The 22,278-nt window shown below is 71.4% G+C and carries 21 protein-coding genes; 18 read left to right on the forward strand and 3 right to left on the reverse strand.

Annotated features, from left to right (window positions below; translation table 11 throughout):
* Window positions 1–6: 6 nt before the first annotated feature.
* A complete protein-coding gene (locus ACFYST_RS12265; RefSeq protein ID WP_387642941.1) occupies window positions 7–1,650 on the reverse strand; it encodes a hypothetical protein in 1,644 nt (547 codons plus the stop codon).
* A gap of 165 nt (window positions 1,651–1,815) precedes the next feature.
* Here ACFYST_RS12265 and ACFYST_RS12270 point away from each other — a divergent pair, with 165 nt between their 5' ends.
* Window positions 1,816–2,238, forward strand: a complete 423-nt coding sequence (locus tag ACFYST_RS12270; RefSeq protein ID WP_387642940.1) for a thiol-disulfide oxidoreductase DCC family protein — start codon at window positions 1,816–1,818, stop codon at window positions 2,236–2,238.
* Between the two features lie 4 nt (window positions 2,239–2,242).
* Here ACFYST_RS12270 and ACFYST_RS12275 read toward each other — a convergent pair whose 3' ends face one another.
* Entirely contained in the window at window positions 2,243–4,258 is a 2,016-nt protein-coding gene (locus ACFYST_RS12275; RefSeq protein WP_387861600.1) for an elongation factor G, read from the reverse strand.
* A 127-nt stretch (window positions 4,259–4,385) separates the two neighbouring features.
* On the opposite strand from ACFYST_RS12275, the gene pgsA reads away from it, so the two are divergent.
* The 17 genes from pgsA to ACFYST_RS12360 all read left to right on the forward strand — a co-directional run bounded on the left by pgsA (window position 4,386) and on the right by ACFYST_RS12360 (window position 20,906).
* Window positions 4,386–5,042 carry a phosphatidylinositol phosphate synthase gene (gene pgsA / locus ACFYST_RS12280; protein ID WP_387643041.1) on the forward strand — a complete coding sequence of 219 codons (657 nt, stop codon included), beginning with the start codon at window positions 4,386–4,388 and terminating at the stop codon, window positions 5,040–5,042.
* A complete protein-coding gene (locus tag ACFYST_RS12285; RefSeq protein WP_387642938.1) occupies window positions 5,039–5,944 on the forward strand; it encodes a phosphatidylinositol mannoside acyltransferase in 906 nt (301 codons plus the stop codon). The genes pgsA and ACFYST_RS12285 overlap by 4 nt, the downstream gene beginning before the upstream one ends.
* Window positions 5,941–7,113, forward strand: a complete 1,173-nt coding sequence (locus ACFYST_RS12290; protein ID WP_387861602.1) for a glycosyltransferase family 4 protein — start codon at window positions 5,941–5,943, stop codon at window positions 7,111–7,113. Before ACFYST_RS12285 ends, ACFYST_RS12290 begins: the two co-directional genes overlap by 4 nt.
* 27 nt (window positions 7,114–7,140) lie before the next feature.
* Window positions 7,141–7,503, forward strand: coding sequence for an isomerase (locus ACFYST_RS12295; RefSeq protein ID WP_387642936.1), 363 nt, complete (start codon window positions 7,141–7,143; stop codon window positions 7,501–7,503).
* A gap of 20 nt (window positions 7,504–7,523) precedes the next feature.
* Window positions 7,524–8,069: a hypothetical protein gene (locus tag ACFYST_RS12300; protein WP_387642935.1), complete on the forward strand. Its 546-nt coding sequence runs from the start codon at window positions 7,524–7,526 to the stop codon at window positions 8,067–8,069.
* Window positions 8,070–8,228: 159 nt separating this feature from the next.
* Complete coding sequence (gene pdxS, locus ACFYST_RS12305; RefSeq protein ID WP_073817016.1) at window positions 8,229–9,140, forward strand: pyridoxal 5'-phosphate synthase lyase subunit PdxS; 912 nt, start codon at window positions 8,229–8,231, stop codon at window positions 9,138–9,140.
* 123 nt (window positions 9,141–9,263) lie between these two features.
* Window positions 9,264–9,872 (forward strand): pyridoxal 5'-phosphate synthase glutaminase subunit PdxT, encoded by a 609-nt coding sequence (pdxT, locus tag ACFYST_RS12310; protein ID WP_387642934.1) that lies wholly within the window; start codon window positions 9,264–9,266, stop codon window positions 9,870–9,872.
* Window positions 9,873–9,963: 91 nt separating this feature from the next.
* Window positions 9,964–10,719, forward strand: a complete 756-nt coding sequence (locus ACFYST_RS12315; protein WP_014134592.1) for a YebC/PmpR family DNA-binding transcriptional regulator — start codon at window positions 9,964–9,966, stop codon at window positions 10,717–10,719.
* 121 nt (window positions 10,720–10,840) lie between these two features.
* On the forward strand, window positions 10,841–11,515 hold the full coding sequence (gene ruvC / locus ACFYST_RS12320; RefSeq protein WP_387861603.1) for a crossover junction endodeoxyribonuclease RuvC: 675 nt from the start codon (window positions 10,841–10,843) through the stop codon (window positions 11,513–11,515).
* 37 nt (window positions 11,516–11,552) lie between these two features.
* The gene (ruvA, locus tag ACFYST_RS12325) at window positions 11,553–12,164 is read left to right on the forward strand and encodes a Holliday junction branch migration protein RuvA (protein ID WP_387642932.1); all 612 of its coding nucleotides are present in this window, start codon (window positions 11,553–11,555) and stop codon (window positions 12,162–12,164) included.
* 83 nt (window positions 12,165–12,247) lie between these two features.
* Entirely contained in the window at window positions 12,248–13,321 is a 1,074-nt protein-coding gene (ruvB, locus tag ACFYST_RS12330) for a Holliday junction branch migration DNA helicase RuvB (RefSeq protein WP_387642931.1), read from the forward strand.
* A gap of 184 nt (window positions 13,322–13,505) precedes the next feature.
* Window positions 13,506–13,907, forward strand: a complete 402-nt coding sequence (yajC, locus tag ACFYST_RS12335) for a preprotein translocase subunit YajC (RefSeq protein ID WP_387642930.1) — start codon at window positions 13,506–13,508, stop codon at window positions 13,905–13,907.
* Between the two features lie 154 nt (window positions 13,908–14,061).
* Window positions 14,062–15,846, forward strand: a complete 1,785-nt coding sequence (gene secD / locus ACFYST_RS12340) for a protein translocase subunit SecD (RefSeq protein WP_387861605.1) — start codon at window positions 14,062–14,064, stop codon at window positions 15,844–15,846.
* Window positions 15,847–15,849: 3 nt separating this feature from the next.
* Window positions 15,850–16,950, forward strand: coding sequence for a protein translocase subunit SecF (gene secF, locus ACFYST_RS12345; protein ID WP_387861607.1), 1,101 nt, complete (start codon window positions 15,850–15,852; stop codon window positions 16,948–16,950).
* Window positions 16,951–16,976: 26 nt separating this feature from the next.
* Window positions 16,977–17,531, forward strand: coding sequence for an adenine phosphoribosyltransferase (locus ACFYST_RS12350; RefSeq protein ID WP_387861608.1), 555 nt, complete (start codon window positions 16,977–16,979; stop codon window positions 17,529–17,531).
* Between the two features lie 202 nt (window positions 17,532–17,733).
* On the forward strand, window positions 17,734–20,025 hold the full coding sequence (locus ACFYST_RS12355) for a RelA/SpoT family protein (RefSeq protein WP_387642926.1): 2,292 nt from the start codon (window positions 17,734–17,736) through the stop codon (window positions 20,023–20,025).
* Between the two features lie 89 nt (window positions 20,026–20,114).
* Window positions 20,115–20,906 carry a hypothetical protein gene (locus ACFYST_RS12360; protein ID WP_387861609.1) on the forward strand — a complete coding sequence of 264 codons (792 nt, stop codon included), beginning with the start codon at window positions 20,115–20,117 and terminating at the stop codon, window positions 20,904–20,906.
* A gap of 63 nt (window positions 20,907–20,969) precedes the next feature.
* Here the strand turns inward: ACFYST_RS12360 and ACFYST_RS12365 are convergent, their stop codons facing one another.
* Window positions 20,970–22,199, reverse strand: coding sequence for a DUF349 domain-containing protein (locus ACFYST_RS12365; protein WP_387861611.1), 1,230 nt, complete (start codon window positions 22,197–22,199; stop codon window positions 20,970–20,972).
* Between the last annotated feature and the right edge of the window lie 79 nt (window positions 22,200–22,278).

The following is a 22,278-nucleotide window of genomic DNA, read 5'->3' on the forward strand; positions in this document are numbered from 1 at the left end:
CCGGGGTTATCCGGCGTCGTACTTGTCGGCGCGGAACGGGCGGGTGCCCTGCATTTCGGCGCGGATGATGTTGGAGCGGCCGGCGATCCGGTCGGTGGCGACGTCGTGCTCGTCGAGGAACTCGACTACGGCGGCGTGGATAAGGCCGACCACGGGGGTGGGGATGTACAGCGCGTCGTCGGACTTGAAGCGGCTGTTCCAGGCCGGGTCGGCCCAGGCCTGGCGCAGACACAGGGGTTCGGGGAGGCCGATGGAGCCGCCGAGCCACTTCTGCAGGCTGGGGATCTTGTGGAACGGGGCGCGGACGGCCTGCCGGACGATCTCGTCGTCGGTGACGACGGGGAGTTGGACGGTGCGGTTCTCCCAGAACCGGAGGGTCTTGGGGACGTCCTTCTCCGGGGTCTTGGGCTTGGAGCCGAAGTAGCCGGCGATCGGGCCGAGCGCGTGCGCGGTGGCGGTGACCTGGAGGCTGTGCGAGAGGACCATGATGCTGACCACCACGGTGGTGACCAACTGGCCCTTGTGGAGCACGAATTGGACGGCGATGCGGTGCCGGGTGTCGTTGCCGACGCTCTGCTTGTTGGCGAGTTCGGAGACGGCGAAGTCGCGCATCCGGTCGCCGTCCATCTCGGCGCCGGAGGGGCGGCCGATCTCGTCGGCGCCCTCGCCGGTGTCGAGTACCACCCAGTGGCTGATCTGCGGCTTGGGCAGGCCGCCGTTGGGGACGTCGCTGCCGCTGAGGGCGCCGAGGCGGTCGGTGATCCGGCGGGCGAGGTCCCAGACGTGGAAGGTGCGGAAGTCGGGGTGGCCCTCGGCGGGGCGGAGGTCCTCGCGCAGCGACCACTCGGCCCAGCGGGCGCCGATGCCGAGGATGCCCTTGGGGCCGGCGTAGTGCTGGACGTTGGTGTTCTGTTCGCGGGAGAGGCGCTCGAGGCCGGCCCGGAGCTCGTTGGCCTTCTTGTCGAGGTCGTCCTTGGGGACGGCCTTGGGGACGATCGCGGCCACCGCGCTGCCGCCGACCAGGTCGCCCCAGCGGGCGCGCTGCTGCATCACGGAGGTGATCACGGTGCGCCTGGCGAGGTACCAGCCGAGGACCGGGCCGATCATCACCACACGGCAGTACAGGCCGAGCAGGCCGTGGGCCGGCGGGCGGATCGCCAGAAACACGGTGAGACCGGCGGCGACCAGCAGGGCGAGCGTGCCGATCAGCCCGTCCTTGGCGGCGGACTTCTTGGTGCCGAGCCAGGCGCGGGCCTGGTACGCGGCGAGCCAGACCAGCGTGCCGGGCAGGAAGAGCAGGCCGCAGACCGCGGTGAGGGTGGCGAGCCGGCGGTCGCGGGCCTCGCGCAGGTCCTGGGCGGCGAGGCAGTGCTCGACGACCATGCGGACATCGGTGCCGTGCGAGGGCACTATCGGTTTGCGGCCGCCACCGAGGGTGCGGTCGATCAGGGCGCGGCTGAACGCCTCGCCGGCACTTGGCCGGAACAGGGCGAACTTGCCCGGCTTGACCGAGACTCCGGCGAGCGCTTCCAGTTCGTTGTAGTCGCCGGTGCGGTAGGCGGCGGAGGAGAACGCCTGGGTGACCGCGGTCTGATGACCGACGTCCGTCCGTGGTACCTGTGCGCCCGGCGTCATGTCGAGCTGAGTCACCTGAGCAGCTCCTCCTCCCCTGATGGTCTGCGGCAGGTTACCGCGTAGCGGCCTGCCCGTGCGGATCATCAACTGATCCTGGGTCACATCTCGGCCGCGAAAGCCGGTTTCGGGGAGATGTTGCCCCGCAGCGGGGACTTCGACGCACGGGTTTAGGATCGCGCCATGACGAGTGCCTTCGCACCGGAGCCGGTGCTGGTTTTCGACGGTGATTGCGCGTTCTGCTCGAGCTGTGTGCGGTGGGCCGAGCGCTACCCGCGGCAGAGCCTGTCCTCGGCCGGGTGGGAGGCGGTGGCGTTCCAGTTCGCGGATCTGGACGCGCTGTCGGAGTTCACCGGCGGGCAGGTGACGGAGGAGCGGGCCACCCGCGAGGTGTTGTGGATCACGCCGGACCGCAAGGTGTACGGCGGCGCGCAGGCGGTGGCGCGGCTGTTGATGCGGTCGGGCGGGCTGTGGGCCTGGGCGGGCGGCCTGCTGGCGCTGGCCCCGGTGCGGCCGCTCGCGGAGGTGGCGTACCGCTGGGTGGCGCGGCACCGGCACCAGATGCCCGGCGGCACCAAGGCATGCGCGCTGCCGCGCCGTTCCTGAGCCGTCACCCCGTCGTGGCGAGCTGGGCCGCGAGGTGCGTGGGCATCGGGGCGTGGCGCAGGTAGCTGCGGGTGAACTGGCCGGTTCCGTGCGACAGCGAGCGCAGGTCGAGCGAGTAGCGGGTGAGTTCGAGTTCGGGGACTTCGGCGCGGACCAGGCTGAGTCCCGGTCCGCCGATCTCGGTGCCGAGGACGTGGCCGCGGCGGGCGGACAGGTCGGTGAGGACGGCGCCCTGGTACTCGTCGGGGAGCAGCACCCGGACTTCGTCGACGGGTTCCAGGACCCGTACGTCGGTGTGGTCGGCGGCTTCCTTGAGGGCGAGTGCGGCGGCGGTCTGGAAGGCGGCGTCGGAGGAGTCGACGGAGTGCGCCTTGCCGTCGGTGAGGGTGACCCGGACGTCGGTCATCGGGTGGCCGTGCAGGCCGTGGGCGAGTTGGGCGCGGACGCCTTTCTCGACGGACGGGATGAAGTTGCGCGGGACGGAGCCGCCGACGACCTGGTCGACGAATTCGAAGCCGCCGCCGGGCAGGGGTTCCACGGTGAGGTCGCAGATCGCGTACTGGCCGTGGCCGCCGGACTGTTTGACGTGCCGGCCGTGGCCGCTGGCGGGGGCGGCGAAGGTCTCGCGCAGGGCGACCTCGTAGGGGACGGTCTCGACGTGAACGCCGTGCCGGCCGGCGAGCCGGTCGAGGGTGACGGCGAGGTGGGCCTCGCCGGTGCACCACAGGACGAGCTGGTGGGTGTCGGGGTTCTGTTCGACGCGCAGTGCCGGGTCCTGGGCGGTGAGCCGGCCGAGGGCCTGGGAGAGCTTGTCCTCGTCGGCCTTGGAACGGGCCTGGACGGCGGTGGGCAGCAGGGCTTCGGGCAGCGGCCAGGGCGGTAGCACGGTGTGGTCGGTGCCGAGGGTGTCGCCGGTGCGGGCGGTGCCGAGTTTCGCGACGGTGACGAGGTCGCCGGCGACGGCCTGCGGGACGGGGCGCAGCTGGTGGCCGAAGGGGCTGTGCAGGGCGGTGAGGCGCTCGTCGGTGCCGTCGGGGAGGTGGGCGGTGGTGTCGGGGCGCAGCGTGCCGGTGAAGATCCGCAGCAGGCTGAGGCGGCCGAGGTAGGGGTCCTCGCCGGTCTGGACGACCTGGGCGGTGAAGGGGGCGTCGGGGTCGGCGGCGGGGAGGTCGTCGGCGCGGTCGGCGGGGGTGGGGAAGGCGGTGGCGACCAGGTCGAGGAGGGCGTCGCAGCCGGTGCCGTCGGGGGCGGTGGCGAGGACGGGGTGCAGGGTGCCGGCGAGGAATTCGCGGCGGAGTCCGGCGGTGAGGGCGGCGGTGTCGAGGTCGGCGCCGTCGAGGTAGCGCTGCATCAGGGCGTCGTCCTCGCCGGCCAGGGCTTCGACCAGGCGGGCGCGTTCGGCGGTGAGGTCGCCGGGGTCATCGGGGTGGCCGTAGGTGCGGCCGGTGAGCAGCTCGGTGGTGCCGTGCAGGTGGCCGTCGCGCAGGTCGGGGTGGTGGAGCGGGCGGACGGTGTCGGGGGTGCCGAGGGTGTCCTGGAGCATCCGCAGGACGTCGTCGAGGCGGACCCGGGTGGTGTTGAGGTGGGTGAGGGCGAGGGCGCGCGGCAGGTGGGCGGCCTCGCACTGCTGCCACAGGGCCTGGACGGGGCGGGCGACGGTCTCGTCGGCGGCGGAGTGGACGAACACGGCGGCTTCGGCGGCGCGCAGGGCGGCGTGGAGTTCGCCGGCGAAGTCGGCGTAGCCGGGGGTGTCGAGCACGTTGACGGTGAGGTCCTGCCAGGGGAGCGGGAGCAGCGCGAACTGGACGGAGCGCTGCTGTTGGTGCTCGATGTCCTCCCAGTCGGCGGCGGTGGTGCCGTCGGGGACGGTTCCGGGCCTGGTCAGGGCGCCGGCGGTGACGGCGAGGGCTTCTGCGAGGGTGGTCTTGCCGGCTCCGGCCGCCCCGACCAGGGCGAGGTTGCGGAGCCGGCCGGGTCGGTCGGCGGGCGTAGTGGGGGAGTGGGCTGTCCGGTCCGGCATGGCTGGCCTCCTGCCGCTCGATCAGCGTGGATACCATTGTCCAGCCGGGCGGGGCCATCCGCGCGGCCGCCCGGCGGGCAAGCGGCTCGCGGGTGCCAATCCGAAGAGCGGAGCGGACCGGAAGGCCATGCTCAACAAGTACGCGCGTGGCTTCTTCACACGTGTCCTCACCCCGTTCGCGGCGATGCTGCTGCGGTGGGGTGTCAGTCCGGATGCTGTCACGCTGATCGGAACGGCCGGTTCGGTGGCCGGTGCCTTGGTGTTCTTCCCGCGCGGGGAGTTCTTCTGGGGCACGGTCACCATCACCCTTTTCATTTTCTCCGACCTGGTGGACGGCAACATGGCCCGCCAGGCGGGCCGGTCCAGCAAGTGGGGTGCGTTCCTGGACTCCACGCTCGACCGGGTCGCCGATGCGGCGATCTTCGGCGGTCTGGCGATGTGGTACGCCGGCAAGGGCGACAACAACGTGCTGTGCGCGGTGGCGATGTTCTGTCTGGCCAGCGGCCAGGTGGTGTCGTACACGAAGGCGCGCGGTGAGTCGCTGGGCTTCCCGGTGAACGTGTCGGGGCTGGTGGAGCGGGCCGAGCGGCTGGTGATCAGCCTGGTGGCGGCCGGTTTCGCGGGTCTGCACAAGTTCGGGGTGCCGTACATCGAGTGGCTGCTGCCGGTCGCCCTGTGGGTGGTCGCGGTGGGCAGCCTGGTGACGGTGGCGCAGCGGATGCTGACGGTGCGCCGGGAGTCGGCGGAGCTGGAGGCGGCGGGCGCCGTCAAGGGGGGCGAATGAAGGAGCGGTTGGTCGACGCGGCCTACGCGGCCGGCTGGGCGGGGCTGAAGCATCTGCCGGAGCCGATGGCCCGCGGCCTGTTCAACACCATTGCCGATGTGGCGTGGCGGCGGCAGGGCAAGGGGGTCCGGCAGTTGGAGGCCAACCTGGCCCGGGTCCGGCCGGGTGCGGACGCGGCCCTGCTGCGGGAGTTGTCCCGGGCCGGGATGCGGTCGTACATGCGGTACTGGATGGAGTCGTTCCGGCTGCCGACCTGGAGCCGGGAGCGGGTCTCGCAGGCGATAACGGTGAAGAACCTGGATCAGCTGAACGAGGCGATGGCGGCGGGGCGCGGCGCGGTGCTGGCGCTGCCGCACATGGCGAACTGGGACCTGGCGGGCGCGTGGATCGCGTCGGCGGGCGGGTTCCCGTTCACCACGGTCGCGGAGCGGTTGAAGCCGGAGTCGCTGTTCGACCGTTTCGTGGCGTACCGGGAGAGCCTCGGCATGGAGGTGCTGGCGCTGACCGGCTCCAGCGTGTCGGTGGTGGGGACGCTGGCGCGGCGGCTGCGCGAGGGCAAGTTGGTGTGCCTGGTCGGTGACCGGGATCTGTCGGATGCCGGGATCCAGGTGGACTTCTTCGGCGAGCCGACCCGGATGCCGGCCGGCCCGGCGGCGCTCGCGCAGCGTACGGGTGCGGCGCTGTTCCCGGTGACGCTCTGGTACGACGGGCCGATGCTGCGTGCGGAGGTGCACCCGGAGGTGGTGCCGTCCGGCGAGGGGGAGCGGCAGGAGCAGGTCGCGGTGATGACGCAGGCGATGGCCGATGTGTGGGCGGAGTCGATCCGTGAGCACGCGGTGGACTGGCACATGCTGCAGAAGCTGTGGCTGTCGGATCTGAGGCCGCGGAGGGCCGAGTCGTGAGGATCGGCGTGGTCTGCCCGTACGACTGGGACGTGCCGGGCGGTGTGCAGTTCCACATCCGGGACTTGGCGGAGCATCTGATCCGGCTCGGTCACGAGGTGTCGGTGCTGGCTCCGGCGGAGGACGAGGAGGCGCTGCCGCCGTACGTGGTGTCCGCGGGGCGGGCGGTCGCGGTGCCGTACAACGGGTCGGTGGCGCGGCTGAGTTTCGGCATTCTGTCGGCGGCGCGGGTGCGGCGCTGGCTGCGCGAGGGCCGGTTCGACGTGCTGCACGTGCACGAGCCGAACTCGCCGTCGCTGTCGATGCTGGCGGCCTGGGCGGCGTCCGGGCCGATGGTCGGGACGTTCCACACCTCGAACCCGCGCTCGCGGGCGATGCTGGCGGCCTCGCCGATCCTGCAGCCGGGCCTGGAGAAGATGTCGGGCCGGATCGCGGTGTCGGAGTACGCGCGGCGCACCCTGGTGGAGCACCTGGGCGGCGACGCGGTGGTGATTCCGAACGGTGTGGACGTGCGGTTCTTCGCGGACGCCGAGCCGGACCCGAAGTGGCAGGGCGGCGCGGCCGACGGCGGGCCGGGCACCATCGGCTTCATCGGCCGGATCAACGAGCCCCGCAAGGGCCTGCCGACGCTGCTGGCGGCGCTGCCGCGGATCCTCGCCGAGCGCCCCGGGGTGCGGCTGCTGGTGGCCGGCAAGGGCGACGAGGAGGAGGCGGTGGCCGGTCTGCCCGCCGAGGTGCGGGCCCAGATCGAGTTCCTCGGCATGGTCTCCGACCGGGACAAGGCCCGGCTGCTGCGCAGTGTCGACCTGTACGTGGCGCCGAACACCGGCGGCGAGTCGTTCGGCATCATCCTGGTCGAGGCGATGTCGGCGGGTGCGCCGGTGCTGGCCAGTGACCTGGACGCGTTCCGCCAGGTGCTGGACGGCGGCGCGGCCGGTGAACTGTTCCCGGTGGAGGACGCGGACGCGCTGGCCGCCGCCGCGGTCAAACTGCTCGGCAGTCCGGAACGGCTGGCGGCGCTGCGCGAGGCCGCGTCCCGGCACGTGCGGCGTTTCGACTGGGAGACCGTCGGCGCGGAGGTGCTGTCGGTGTACGAGACGGTCACGGACGGTCGTCCGCCGGTCGCCGAGGCCGAACCGTCCGGCTGGCGTTCGCGTCTTGGTCGTTGAACCACCCTGCTCGCGAGAGGTACCACCATGCCGCTGATCACCGTCGACTACACCGACCGGCTCGCCGACTGCCTGGACCGGCGCGGCTTCGGGCTGGCCCTGAACAGGCTTGCGGTGAAGCTGATCGACGCCAAGCCGGAGGCCTGCAAGACCCGTTTCCGGCGGACCGAGGAGGCGGTGGTCGGCGCGGACGCCGAGACGTTCGCGCTGGTGGTGATCGAGTTCGAGATCTTCCCGGGGCGTTCGGCGCAGGCCAAGGCGGCGCTCGCCGAGGCGGCGGTGGCCGCGCTGCCCGAGTACCTGGGGGCGGATCCGGGGGCGGTGCAGGCGGCCGTGTCGGTCACCGAGACCGACTCGGACTCCTACCGCTCGGCGGTCTTCGGCGGCTGAGCCGGGTACCGTAACGCCCCGTGACTAACTGGATCTGGGGCCTCGCGGCCGTCGTACTGTTCGCCGTCTACCTGAGCTGGACGGCGGGCAGGCTCGACCGCCTGCATGCCCGGATCGACGCGGCCCGGGCCTCGCTGGACGCCCAGTTGCTGCGCCGGGCCTCGGTGGCGATGGAACTGGCCACCTCCTCGCTGCTCGACCCGGCCGCGTCGATCCTGCTGCTGGAGGCCGCGCACGGGGCGCGGCAGGCGCAGGACGAGCAGCGCGAGGTGGCCGAGAGCGAGCTGAGCATCGCGCTGCGCGCCGTGCTGGACGAGCCGGCGCAGGTGGCGGCGCTGCGGGCGGCGCCCGGCGGCGAGGAGGCGGTGCGCGACCTGGTGGAGGCGGTGCGCCGGGTGCCGATGGCGCGGCGTTTCCACAACGACGCGGTGCGGGCGGCCCGCGCGGTGCGCGAGCACCGGCTGGTGCGCTACTTCCGGCTGGCGGGCCGGGCGCCGTTCCCGATGGCCTTCGAAATGGACGACGAACCGCCGACCGCGCTCACCCCGGAGGGGGCTCCCGCGTAGGCTGGGTGGCGCTGATACCCCCACTGTTACCCGCCCGTCGTGCTCTGGCCTGTTTGTCGTATGCCGTGTTTGGCGCTGGACCATGTGGCGTATGGGTCCGGACCCCCTCGGGCCTACGATAGGTCGATAGCACCGGTTCATCTCTGAGTGAGGTCTTACGTGTCCACCACCCCCACCACCGCAGACCAGCCGCAGATCGGTACCGCCCGGGTCAAGCGCGGCATGGCCGAGCAGCTCAAGGGCGGTGTGATCATGGATGTGGTCAACGCCGAGCAGGCGAAGATCGCCGAGGACGCCGGCGCGGTCGCCGTGATGGCCCTGGAGCGCGTGCCCGCCGACATCCGCAAGGACGGTGGCGTGGCCCGGATGTCCGACCCGAACATGATCGAAGAGATCATCGACGCGGTCTCCATCCCCGTGATGGCCAAGTCCCGCATCGGCCACTTCGTCGAGGCCCAGGTCCTGCAGTCGCTCGGCGTCGACTACATCGACGAGTCCGAGGTGCTGACCCCGGCCGACGAGATCAACCACTCCGACAAGTGGGCCTTCACGACCCCCTTCGTCTGCGGCGCCACCAACCTGGGCGAGGCCCTGCGCCGCATCGCCGAGGGCGCGGCCATGATCCGCTCCAAGGGCGAGGCCGGCACCGGCAACGTGGTCGAGGCCGTCCGCCACCTGCGCCAGATCAAGAACGAGATCGCCAAGCTGCGCGGCTTCGACAACAACGAGCTGTACGCCGCCGCCAAGGAGCTGCGCGCCCCGTACGAGCTGGTCCGCGAGGTCGCCGAGCTCGGCAAGCTGCCGGTCGTGCTGTTCTCCGCCGGTGGCGTCGCCACCCCGGCCGACGCCGCGCTGATGCGTCAGCTGGGCGCCGAGGGCGTGTTCGTCGGCTCCGGCATCTTCAAGTCGGGCGACCCGGCCAAGCGCGCCGCCGCCATCGTGAAGGCCACCACCTTCTTCGACGACCCGAAGATCATCGCGGACGCCTCCCGCAACCTGGGCGAGGCCATGGTCGGCATCAACTGCGACACCCTGCCGGAGTCCGAGCGCTACGCCAACCGCGGCTGGTAAGACTCGCGGGCCTGCCCGGCCCGTGCCTCCCGGCTCCGGCCCGCCGCGCGAGCAATCGGCGCGGCGGGCCGCTCCGTGGGCTTTTGCGGCCCGTAGTTCGAGATGAAGAGGTAGTGACAAACCGTGAGCACCCCCACCATCGGTGTCCTCGCCCTGCAGGGCGACGTCCGTGAGCACCTGGTGGCGCTGGCCGCCGCCGACGCGCTGGCCCGGCCGGTCCGCCGCCCCGAGGAGCTCGCCGAGGTCGACGCCCTGGTGATGCCCGGCGGAGAGTCCACCACCATCTCCAAGCTGGCCGTGCTGTTCGACGTGATGGACCCGCTGCGCGAGCGGGTCCGGGCCGGCATGCCGGTCTACGGCACCTGCGCCGGCATGATCATGCTGGCGGACAAGATCCTGGACGGCCGCGACGACCAGGAGACCGTCGGCGGCATCGACATGACGGTCCGCCGGAACGCCTTCGGCCGGCAGAACGAGTCCTTCGAGACCGCCATCCCGTTCGCCGGCATGGCCGAGCCGGTCACCGGCGTCTTCATCCGCGCCCCCTGGGTCGAGTCGGTCGGCGCGGGCGTCGAGGTGCTGGCCGAGGTGCCGGCCGCCGACGGCCCGGACGCCCGAATCGTGGCGGTCCGCCAGGGCAACCTGCTGGCCACCTCCTTCCACCCGGAGCTGACCGGCGACCACCGCGTCCACGAGTACTTCGTCCGCATGGTCGAGGCCGCCGCGCGCTAGGCGCGACGTGGTGACCGTGTGCCACCTCCCCGTGCGGCACCGGTAAGATCTCCCCTGTTCATTTCCCATTGGCGACGAAAAGGAGCTGGCGATGTCCGGCCACTCTAAGTGGGCTACCACCAAGCACAAGAAGGCCGCGATCGACGCCAAGCGCGGCAAGCTCTTCGCCAAGATGATCAAGAACATCGAGGTGGCGGCTCGTACCGGCGGCGGCGACCCCGCGGGCAACCCGACGCTCTACGACGCCATCCAGAAGGCGAAGAAGAGCTCCGTCCCGATCGACAACATCAACCGGGCCGTCAAGCGCGGCTCCGGTGCGGAGGCCGGCGGCGCCGACTACTCGACGATCATGTACGAGGGCTACGGCCCGAACGGCGTGGCCGTCCTGATCGAGTGCCTCACCGACAACCGCAACCGCGCGGCCTCCGACGTCCGCGTCGCGATGACCCGCAACGGCGGCAACATGGCGGACCCGGGCTCGGTGTCCTACCTGTTCAACCGCAAGGGCGTCGTCATCGTCCCCAAGGCCGACGGCGTGGACGAGGACAAGATCCTGGACGTCGTGCTGGACGCCGGCGCCGAAGAGGTCAACGACCTCGGCGAGGCCTTCGAGGTGATGTCCGAGGCCACCGACATGGTCGCGGTCCGCACCGCCCTGGTCGACGCGGGTATCGACTACGACTCCGCCGACGCCAACTTCGTTCCCAGCATGCAGGTCGAGCTGGACGCCGACGGCGCCCGCAAGATCTTCAAGCTGATCGACGCGCTGGAGGACAGCGACGACGTGCAGAACGTCTTCGCCAACTTCGACGTCTCGGACGAGATCATGGCCGAGCTGGACGCCTGAGTCCCGCTCCGCTTTCCCCGCCCGGTGGCTGCTCGCGGCCGCCGGGCGGAAGCGTGTCCGGGGACGGTTGTCCGTGGCCAGGGGTAGCCTTCCCGGGTCGGAGAGAGGTGGGGCAGGGCTCGTGCGAGTACTGGGTGTGGACCCTGGGCTGACCAGGTGCGGCGTCGGAGTCGTCGAGGGGCTGCCCGGGCGGCAGTTGACGATGCTCGGCGTCGGCGTCGTACGGACGCCGCCGGGGGACGACCTCGGGCCGCGACTGCTCGCCGTCGAACGCGGGCTGGAGGAGTGGCTCGACCGCTACTCGCCCGAACTCGTCGCCGTCGAGCGGGTCTTCGCGCAGCACAACGTCCGCACGGTGATGGGCACCGCGCAGGCCTCGGCCGTCGCCGTCCTGTGCGCGACCCGCCGCGGGATCCCGGTCACCCTGCACACCCCCAGCGAGGTCAAGGCCGCCGTCACCGGCTCCGGCCGGGCCGACAAGGCCCAGGTCACCGCCATGGTCACCCGCCTCCTCCGGCTCGACGCCCCACCCAAGCCCGCCGACGCGGCGGACGCCCTCGCCCTCGCCATCTGCCACATCTGGCGCGGCGGCACCACCAACCGCCTGACGGCGGCCATCCGCGCGCACGAGAGCGGCAAGTGGCACAGCGGCGGAGGGGTGCGCAGTCAGGGGCGCGGGGAACCGCGCGAAGCGGAAGACGGCATCGGGCAAGATCCGCCCGAGCAGCAGCCAGTTGCACCCCGGGCGGCGTACGGCAGAGTGCCTGGCCGGTCGCGCACTTCCACGCGCCCCTGACGGGTGCCGAGTACAGCAAGGAAAGGAACGACGTCACGTGATCGCCTTTGTGCAGGGGCCCGTCGCGGTGGTGGGGGCCGGGGTGGCCGTGGTGGAGGTCGGGGGAGTGGGGATGGCGGTGCAGTGCACGCCGAACACGCTGGCCACCCTGCGGGTGGGGGAGGTGGCCCGGCTGGCGACGTCTCTCGTGGTCCGTGAGGACTCGCTGACGCTGTTCGGTTTCGCGGACGACGACGAGCGCGCGACGTTCGAGGTGCTGCAGGCGGCGCCGGGCGTGGGGCCGAAGCTGGCGCAGGCGATCCTGGGGGTGCACTCGCCGGAGGCGCTGCGGGTCGCGGTGGCGGGCGGTGACGAGAAGGCGCTGATCGCGGTGCCGGGGATCGGCAAGGCGAAGGCGGCGAAGCTGCTGCTGGAGTACAAGGACAAGTTGGGCGCCCCGCACGGGACGGTGCCGGCGCAGAAGCCGGTCGCGACCGGCCCGGCGCCGTGGCACGAGCAGCTGCATTCGGCGCTGGTGGGCCTGGGCTACGCTCCGCGGGAGGCGGACGAGGCGGTGGCCCGGGTGACGCCGGACGCCGACGCGCAGGGCACGCCGGACGTGGGCGCGCTGCTGCGCCTCGCGCTGCGCGGGCTGAACCGCGCCCGCTGACCGGCGTCAAAGCAATCTGACGATCCGTCACCAAGTCGACAATCGACACGACCGACGACCAGCCGATGGGGAGCCGTTTTCCGATGAATCCGTACGAGTCCGAGCCCGTTGACCGCCTGGTGACGGCGTCCGCCGACGGCGAGGACCAGGCGGTGGAGGCGGCGCTGCGGCCGAGGATGCTCGAGGAGTTCATCGGTCAGGAGCGGGTGCGTGAGCAGCTGTCGCTGGTGCTGCAGGCGGCCCGTCAGCGCGGCGCGGCGCCGGACCACGTGCTGCTGAGCGGCCCGCCCGGGCTGGGCAAGACCACGCTGTCGATGATCATCGCGGCGGAGCTGAACGCGCCGATCCGGATCACCTCCGGCCCGGCGATCCAGCACGCCGGCGACCTGGCGGCGATCCTGTCCTCGCTGACCGAGGGCGAGGTGCTGTTCCTCGACGAGATCCACCGGATGTCCCGGCCCGCCGAGGAAATGCTGTACATGGCGATGGAGGACTTCCGGGTCGACGTGATCGTCGGCAAGGGGCCGGGGGCGACCGCGATCCCGCTGGAGCTGCCGCCGTTCACGCTGGTCGGGGCGACCACCCGGGCCGGTCTGCTGCCGCCGCCGCTGCGCGACCGGTTCGGTTTCACCGGCCACATGGAGTTCTACGCGCCCGCCGAGCTGGAGCGGGTGGTCCACCGTTCGGCGGGGCTGCTGGACGTCGAGATCGACCCGGCGGGCGCGGCGGAGATCGCCGGCCGCTCCCGTGGCACGCCCCGCATCGCCAACCGGTTGTTGCGCCGGGTGAGGGATTTTGCCCAAGTCCGTCACGACGGTCTGATCACCCGGGAAATCGCCGCCCGGGCGCTCGAGGTGTACGAGGTTGACGCGCGCGGACTGGACCGGCTGGACCGCGCGGTGCTGGAGGCGCTGCTGAAGCTCTTCGGCGGCGGACCGGTCGGCCTGTCCACCCTGGCGGTCGCCGTCGGGGAGGAGTCCGAGACCGTCGAGGAGGTCGCCGAGCCCTTCCTGGTAAGGGAAGGGCTGCTCGCGCGCACCCCGCGCGGGCGGATCGCGACGGCGGCGGCCTGGCAGCACCTGGGTCTCACTCCGCCGCAGCCGGCCCGGGCGCCGCGCGGGGCGCAGCCCGAACTGTGGGCGGACGGCCAGGCCTGACCGGGCTGCCTTATCGGGGGTTTATGTCCATGCCAAGGGTCGCCACTTTCGGCGCCGCACTGGCATGCTTGGCGTTGTCCGTTGAGTGCGGGTCGCCTAGACTCCGCCGGACCGCCCCTCTCGCCCGACGGGCCGACGTACACGCACTGGCCACCTGACCGGTGACCGACTAAGGACCCTGGCTGTGTCTCAATACATCATTCTTGTCCTCCCGCTCCTCGCGATCTTCCTGATGTTCCGCTCGCAGAAGAAGCGGCAGGCGCAGATGCAGACCATGCAGTCCGCGCTGCAGCCGGGTTCGGGTGTCCGGACCATCGGCGGCATGTACGCGCTGGTCAAGGCGATCAACGATGAGACGGTCGAGCTCGAGGTCGCTCCCGGTGTGGTGGCGCACTACACCAAGGGCGCCATCGCCGCGGTCCTGGAGCCGCTCGAGTACGAGGCGATCATCAACGGCCGTCCCGCCGAGGACGAGTCGGAGGACGACGTGGTCGAGGCCGCCGAGGGCACGGACGCCGACGAGAAGCCGCTGAGCCTGTCCAAGGACGAGGCGAAGGTCGGCGCCGAGGCTCCCGAGAGCAAGTAGTACGGCCGGGGGGGCCTCTCTTCCCCGACCAGCGGCATCCGCCGCAAGCCCACAGGACCTCTTGGGCCGCCGTGCGTCCGTCTCTCCCGGACCCCGCCCTGTGCGGGGTCCGGGGCCGGCCGCCGGGCGGCATGGACAGGGAGAAACGAACAAGGTGGCAACACCCAAGTCGCGGTCGCGCGACGGATACCCGGGGAGGGCGCTGGCGCTCATCCTGGTGGTCACCGTCGGCCTGGTGGCCCTCATGTTCGGGACGGGCTACACCAAGCCGCGTCTCGGTATCGACCTCGCCGGTGGCACCAGCGTCACGCTGACCGCCAAGTCGGACGATCCTTCCGCGATCAACAAGGCAAACCTTGACACCGCGGTCGGCATCATCCAGAAGCGCGTCAACGGCATGGGTGTCTCCGAGGCCGAGGTCCAGACCCAGGGCAACAGCAACATCATCGTCAACATCCCCGACGGTGGTAACACGCAGGAGTCCATCGACAAGGTCGGTGACACCGCGAAGCTGTACTTCCGCCCGGTCCTGGCCGCCGCGCCGAGCGGTGTGAGCGCCCAGCCGCAGCCGAGCGGGTCGCCGTCGTCGGCGCCCAGCGGCTCGGCCAGCCCGTCCGCCTCGGGCAGCGCCTCCGCGCCCGCCTCGCCGAGCTCCTCGGCGAGCAAGGCCGGCCGCGCCGTCTCCGGCGCCCTGCAGGCCGACCCGACCTCCGCCGCGAGCGGCTCCGCCTCGGCCCCGGCCGCCGGCTCGGCCGCTCCGAGCGCCGGCGCCAGCGCCCCGGCCGACCAGCCCGACATGACTGCCGCGCTGACCCAGGGCACTGCCCCGGCCGAGCTGCAGAAGCAGTTCACCGCGCTGGACTGCTCGGTCAAGGAGCAGCGGAAGAACTACCAGTCCAGCGACCCGGCCCAGCCGACCGTGGCCTGCTCGTACGACGCCGAGCAGGGCCTCTGGTACAAGTTCGCGCTCGGTGGTGTCGCCGTGAACGGCCAGGACGTCACCAAGGCGCAGGCCGTGTACGACACCCAGAGCGCCAAGGGCTGGATGGTCGACCTGTCGTTCAACGACGCGGGCTCGAAGGCCTTCGCGGCCACCACCGGCAAGCTCGCCACCCAGCAGTCCCCGGGCAACCAGTTCGCCATCGTGCTGGACGGCGCGGTCGTCTCGCACCCGTACGTCTCCGAGTCGATCACCGGTGGCAGCGCGGTCATCTCCGGCACCTTCACCCAGGCCGACGCCAAGTCGCTGGGCAACGTGCTGAGCTACGGCGCGCTCCCGCTGGACTTCGTGAAGAGCGACGTCACCACCGTCTCCCCGCAGCTCGGCTCCGACCAGCTGAAGGCCGGCCTGATCGCCGGTCTTATCGGCATGGTCCTGGTGGTCGTCTACTCTCTGGTCTACTACCGCGGCCTGGGCCTGGTCTCGATCGCCGGCCTGGTGGTCTCCGCGGTCCTGACCTGGTCGATCATGAGCCTGCTGGGTGCCGGCGTCGGCTTCGCGCTGAACCTGCCCGCGGTCTGTGGCGCGATCGTCGCGATCGGTATCACCGCCGACTCGTTCATCGTGTACTTCGAGCGCATCCGTGACGAGGTCCGCGAGGGCGCCCAGCTGCGTCCGGCCGTGCAGCGTGCCTGGCCGCGGGCCCGGCGCACCATCCTGGTGTCGGACTTCGTGTCCTTCCTGTGTGCCGCGGTGCTGTACCTGGTGTCGGTCGGCAAGGTGCAGGGCTTCGCCTTCACCCTGGGTCTGACCACCCTGCTGGACGTCGTGGTGATCTTCCTGTTCACCAAGCCGCTGATCACCCTGCTGGCCCGCACGAAGTTCTTCTCCAGCGGTCACCCGTGGTCCGGCCTGGACCCGAAGCGGCTCGGCGCCCGTCCGCCGATCCGCGGTTCGCGCCGCCGTCCCGCCCCCTCCCAGCAGACCCAGGAGGTCTGACCCATGTCGCTCCGCAACATCGGTCACCGCCTCTACCAGGGCGAGGTCTCGTTCGACTTCGTCGGCAAGCGGAAGATCTGGTACTCGATCTCCGCGGTGATCGTCCTGGTGGCCGCGATCGGCCTGGCCATGGGCCTGCACCTGGGCATCGAGTTCAAGGGCGGCTCGGTCTACACCGTGCACAAGCCCGGACTGACGGTGTCCCAGGCGAAGGACGTCGCGAACAAGATCACCGGCTCCAACACCGCGCTGGTGCAGACCACGGACAAGGGCGACGTCCGGGTCCAGATCAGCGCCGAGGAGTCGGTGCCGGCCGCGACCTTCACCAAGGAGTTCTCGAAGGCCGTCGGCGTCGAGGAGAAGGACATCAACGCCCAGGTGATCGGCCCCTCCTGGGGTTCGGACATCTCCAAGAAGGCGCTGACCGGCCTGGTCATCTTCATGGTCCTGGTCACCGTCTACCTGGCGATCGCCTTCGAGTGGCGGATGGCGCTGGCCGCGCTGGTCGCGCTGATCCACGACCTGCTGATCACCATCGGTGTCTACGCGCTGGTCGGCTTCGAGGTCACTCCGGGTACCGTGATCGGCTTCCTGACCATCCTCGGTTACTCGCTCTACGACACGGTCGTCGTCTTCGACACCGTGAAGGAGAACACCAACGGCCTGACCAAGCAGTCGCGCCGGACCTACAGCGAGGCCGCCAACCACGGTCTCAACCAGACCCTGGTGCGTTCCATCAACACCACGGTCGTCGCGCTGCTGCCGGTCTCCGCCCTGCTGTTCATCGGCGGCGGCCTGCTCGGCGCGGGCACCCTCAACGACATCTCGCTGGCGCTGTTCATCGGTCTCGCGGCCGGTGCCTACTCCTCGATCTGCGTCGCCACCCCGCTGCTCGCGCAGCTCAAGGAGCAGACCCCGGAGATGAAGGCGCTCGCCAAGCGGGTCCTGCAGCGCCGGGCGTCCGAGGCCAAGGCGGCCGAGGAGGGCGAGGCCCTGGGCGAGGACGGGATGATCGACCAGGAGCTCACGGCAGGTATGGTCGGACAGCGCAACCAGCCGACCAGCCGCTCCCGGGGCAAGGGACGGCCGTCCGGCAAGCGCTGAACCCCGCTGTCAGTTAAGGAACCCCCGTGACCTCCACCACCGACCCCGCCCTGTCCGAGCTGCTCAACAGCCGGATCCGGGACGTGCAGGACTACCCGAAGCCGGGCGTCCTGTTCAAGGACATCGCCCCCCTGCTGGCCGACGCCGAGGCGTTCGGCGCGCTGACCCGGGCGCTGGCCGAGCGGGCGAAGGAACTCGGCGCCACCAAGGTGGTCGGCCTGGAGGCGCGGGGGTTCGTGCTGGCCGCGCCCGCCGCGGTCGCGGCCGGACTCGGGTTCGTCCCGATCCGCAAGAAGGGCAAGCTGCCCGGCGACGTGTTCTCCCGCTCGTACGACCTGGAGTACGGGTCGGCGACGCTGGAGGTGCAGTGCGACGCGTTCGCCCCCGGCGAGAAGGTGCTGGTGGTGGACGACGTGCTGGCCACCGGCGGCACCATCTCCGCCTCGCTGGACCTGGTCCAGGAGGCCGGCGCCGAGCTGGTGGGCGTCGTGGTGCTGATGGAGCTCGGGTTCCTGACTGGGCGTGAGCGCCTGGAGCCGCACCTGCACGGTGCGCCGCTGGAGACCCTGGTCGTGGTCTGAGCGGGAAGACCGCTTTCGGAAGCCGCCCGGGAACAGATCCTGTTCCCGGGCGGCTTTTCGCACAGGTGGGGTCGGCCGGGCGCGGAAGCCCGTCGCGCCGCCGGTACGATGAAGATTGATCCGTCTGCACGTAGGAGTGTCCTTGCCCGACGAGGTTGTGCCCACGGCTGCGACTGCCAGTTCCCGCCCTTCCCCCGGCGGGATGCGGGCTCGCCTCGCTCGGCTGGGCGGACAGCGCAGTTCGATGGTCAACCCGGTGCTGGAACCGCTGTTCCGGACCATCCGGGCCAACGACCCGAAGGCCGACCCGGCCCTGCTCAAGGACATCGAGCGGGCGTACGCGGTGGCCGAGAAGTGGCACCGTGGGCAGAAGCGCAAGAGCGGCGATCCGTACATCACGCACCCGCTGGCGGTGGCGACCATCCTGGCCGAGCTGGGGATGGACGCGCCGACGCTGATGGCGGGGCTGCTGCACGACACCGTCGAGGACACCGACTACGGCCTGGAGACGCTGCGGCACGACTTCGGTGACTCGGTGGCGCTGCTGGTCGACGGCGTCACCAAGCTGGACCGGGTGAAGTTCGGCGAGGCGGCGCAGGCGGAGACCGTCCGCAAGATGGTCGTCGCGATGGCCAAGGACCCGCGGGTCCTGGTGATCAAGCTCGCCGACCGGCTGCACAACATGCGCACCATGCGTTACCTGAAGCGGGAGAAGCAGGAGAAGAAGGCCCGCGAGACGCTGGAGATCTACGCCCCGCTGGCGCACCGGCTGGGCATGAACACCATCAAGTGGGAGCTGGAGGACCTGGCGTTCGCCATCCTCTACCCCAAGATGTACGACGAGATCGTCCGGCTGGTGGCCGAGCGCGCCCCGAAGCGCGACGAGTACCTGGCGACCGTGATCGACCAGGTGCAGGGCGATCTGCGCGGGGCGCGGATCACCGCGCAGGTGACGGGCCGCCCGAAGCACTACTACTCGGTCTACCAGAAGATGATCGTCCGGGGCCGGGACTTCGCCGAGATCTACGACCTGGTGGGCATCCGGGTCCTGGTCGACACCGTCCGCGACTGCTACGCGGCGCTGGGCACCATCCACGCGCGGTGGAACCCGGTGCCGGGGCGGTTCAAGGACTACATCGCGATGCCCAAGTTCAACATGTACCAGTCGCTGCACACCACGGTGATCGGTCCCGGCGGCAAGCCCGTCGAACTCCAGATCCGCACCTTCGACATGCACCGCCGTGCCGAGTACGGCATCGCCGCGCACTGGAAGTACAAGCAGCGGGCGGTGGCCGGCGCGTCCAAGGTGCGCACCGACACCCCGACCCACAAGCGGCAGCACGACAAGGCCGACGCGGTCAACGAGATGGCCTGGCTGCGCCAGCTGCTGGACTGGCAGAAGGAGACCGAGGACCCCAGCGAGTTCCTCGAGTCGCTGCGCTTCGACCTGTCCAGCAACGAGGTGTTCGTCTTCACCCCGAAGGGCGACGTGATAGCGCTGCCCGCGAAGGCCACCCCGGTGGACTTCGCGTTCGCGGTGCACACCGAGGTCGGCTGCCGGACCATCGGCGCCCGGGTGAACGGCCGGCTGGTGCCGCTGGAGTCGACGCTGGAGAACGGCGACACGGTCGAGGTGTTCACCTCGAAGGCGGAGAACGCCGGCCCGTCCCGGGACTGGCTGAACTTCGTCAAGTCGCCGCGGGCCCGGAACAAGATCCGCGCCTGGTTCTCCAAGGAGCGCCGCGAGGAGGCGATCGAGCAGGGCAAGGAGGCGATCGCCCGGACCATGCGCAAGCAGGGCCTGCCGATCCAGCGGATCCTCACCGGGGACTCGCTGGTCACGCTGGCCCATGAGATGCGCTACCCGGACATCTCCTCGCTGTACGCGGCGATCGGCGAGGGCCACGTCGCCGCGCCGGCCATCGTGCAGAAGCTGGTCCAGGCGATGGGCGGCGAGGAAGGCGCGGTCGAGGACCTCGTCGAGACCACCACCCCGTCCCACCAGCCGCGCTCGATGCGCCGCCGGGCCAAGGGCGACCCGGGCATCATCGTCAAGGGCGTCGACGACCTGTGGGTGAAGCTGGCGCGCTGCTGCACGCCGGTGCCCGGCGACCCGATCGTCGGCTTCATCACCCGCGGCAACGGCGTCTCGGTGCACCGCGCGGACTGCGTCAACGTCGAGTCGTTGCAGCAGCAGCCCGAGCGGATCATCGACGTCGAGTGGGCGGCCACCCAGTCCTCGGTGTTCCTGGTGGCCATCCAGGTGGAGGCGCTGGACCGCTCCCGACTGCTGTCGGACGTCACCCGGGTGCTCTCCGACCAGCACGTCAACATCCTGTCCGCGGCGGTGCAGACCTCCCGCGACCGGGTGGCGATGAGCCGGTTCACCTTCGAGATGGGCGACCCGAAGCACCTCGGCCACGTCCTGAAGGCCGTCCGCGGCGTCGAAGGCGTGTACGACGTCTACCGGGTCACCTCGGCCCGCAACAAGTAGCCCTCCGCGCCCGGCCCTCCGGGTGCAGGCCGCCCCCACCCCGCAGACACTGGCCGGGTGGGGGCGGCCCGCTCATTCCCGGAGGCACCGTGCACGCGATTCGGACGACGACGGCGATGGCCGGCGCGGCGGCGGCCGTCGCGGCCCTGACGGCCGGCTGCGGCTCGGGCCACTCCACCGGACCGGGCGCCGCCGGCACCCCGGCGGCGGCCACCGCGACCGCCACCGCCCCCGCACCCGGCACCGACAACGGGGTGGCCGGCCGACCGGCCGACGAAATCCTCCGGCAGTCCGTCCAGGCCCTCACCGACGCCCACGCGGTACGGGCGGTCGGCACGGTCGGCGGCGACGGCCCGGCGATCACCATCGACCTGCGGCTGGACACCGCGGGCAACTGCACCGGCACGCTGGGCCAGAGCGGCGTGGGCAGCTTCCAGGTGGTGAAGGCCGGCCAGCAGCTGTGGGTCAAACCCGACCAGGCGTTCTGGCAGAGCCACGGCGGAGCCGCGCTGGCCGACGCCGTCGGCGACCGCTACCTGAAGACCACCAGCGACGACCCCGACTTCGGCGACATCGCCGGCCTGTGCGACCTCGGCGCCCTCGCCGACCAGCTCGGCAGCGCGGCGAGCGACCTCGCCAAGGGCGCCACCAGCACCGTCCAGGGCCGCCCGGCGGTCGCCCTCACCCGCAGCACCGACAGCGGCACCGCCACCCTGTACGTGGCCACCTCCGGCCCGCCGGTGCCGCTGCGGCTGGAACAGTCCGTCGGCGCGGTCGACTTCAGCGACTTCGGCACCCCGGTGCCCTCCGCCACCCCCGGCCCCGACCAGAGCATGGACATCGACCAGCTCCAGCCCGAGGCCAGCCCGACCACCGTCTGAGCGCCCGCACGCAGAAGGGCCCGGCCGCCGTGACAGCGACCGGGCCCCTTTCTCGACGAAGCGTCAGGAGCTGAACTCCTGCAGCGACTTCTGCGCCTGGTCGAGCAGTGCCTGACGGCCCGCCAGCTCGGCCTCCAGCTTGGCGGCCTTCGACGTGTTGCCGGCCGAGCGGGCCTTGTCCAGGTCGGACTGCAGCTTGTCGACGGCGGACTGCAGCAGCGCGGTCATGCCGGTGGCGCGGGCGCGGGCCTCCGGGTTGGAGCGCTGCCACTCGGCCTCCTCGGCCTCGCGGACGGCGCGCTCCACCGCGGCCAGCCGGCCGTCCAGCTTCGGACGGGCGTCGCGCGGGACGTGACCGATCGCCTCCCAGCGCTCGGAGACCTCGCGCAGCGCGGCCTTGGCGGCCTTCAGGTCGGTGATCGGCAGGATCGCCTCGGCCTCGACCAGCAGCGCCTCCTTGGCCTTCTGGTTCTCGCCCTGCTCGGCGTCACGCTCGGTGAACACCGCGGACCGGGCCTGGAAGAAGACGTCCTGGGCGCCGCGGAAGCGGGCCCACAGCTCCTCCTCCGCCTCGCGCTGGGCGCGGCCGGCGGCCTTCCAGCGGGTCATCAGGTCGCGGTAGGCGGCCGCGGTCGGGCCCCAGTCGGTGGAGTTCGCGAGCTGCTCGGCCTCGGCGACCAGCTTCTCCTTGACCGCGCGGGCGTGGTCGCGCTCCGAGTCCAGGGCCGCGAAGTGCGCCTTGCGGTGCTTGGAGAACACCGAGCGGGCGTGCGAGAAACGGTGCCACAGCTCGTCGTCGCTCTTGCGGTCCAGGCGCGGCAGCGCCTTCCAGCTGTCGACCAGGGCGCGCAGCCGGTCGCCGGCCTCCCGCCACTGGTTGGAGTCGGCGAGCTGCTCGGCCTCGGCGACCAGCGCCTCCTTGGCGGCGCGGGTCTCCTCCTGGGCCTTCGCCCGGGCGGCCTTGCGCTCGGTCTGCCGGGTCTCGATCTCGCCGGCCAGCGTGTCCAGGCGCTTGGCCAGCGACTCCAGGTCGCCGACCGCGTGCGCCTCGACGACCTGCGCGCGCAGGTGCTCCAGCGCGGCCTGCGCCTCCTTGGCGGCCAGGTCGGTCTTGCGCACCCGGTGCTCCAGGAGGGCGGTCTCCGCCTCCAGGCCCTGGAACTTGCGCTCGAAGTAGGCGAGGGCCTCCTCGGGAGAGCCGGCCTGCCAGGAGCCGACCTGGCGTTCGCCGTCGGCCGTCCTCACGTAGACGTTCCCCTGCTCGTCGACACGGCCCCACGGGTCGCTGCTCACAGCGCCTCCTCCACATGACGCCACGCCCACGGGCGGGAGCGTCGTCCACAGTTGATGTGCGGCGGACCGATGGAGTCCG

This window comes from Kitasatospora sp. NPDC004614 (assembly GCF_042873675.1).
In the GTDB taxonomy this organism is placed as follows: domain Bacteria; phylum Actinomycetota; class Actinomycetes; order Streptomycetales; family Streptomycetaceae; genus Kitasatospora.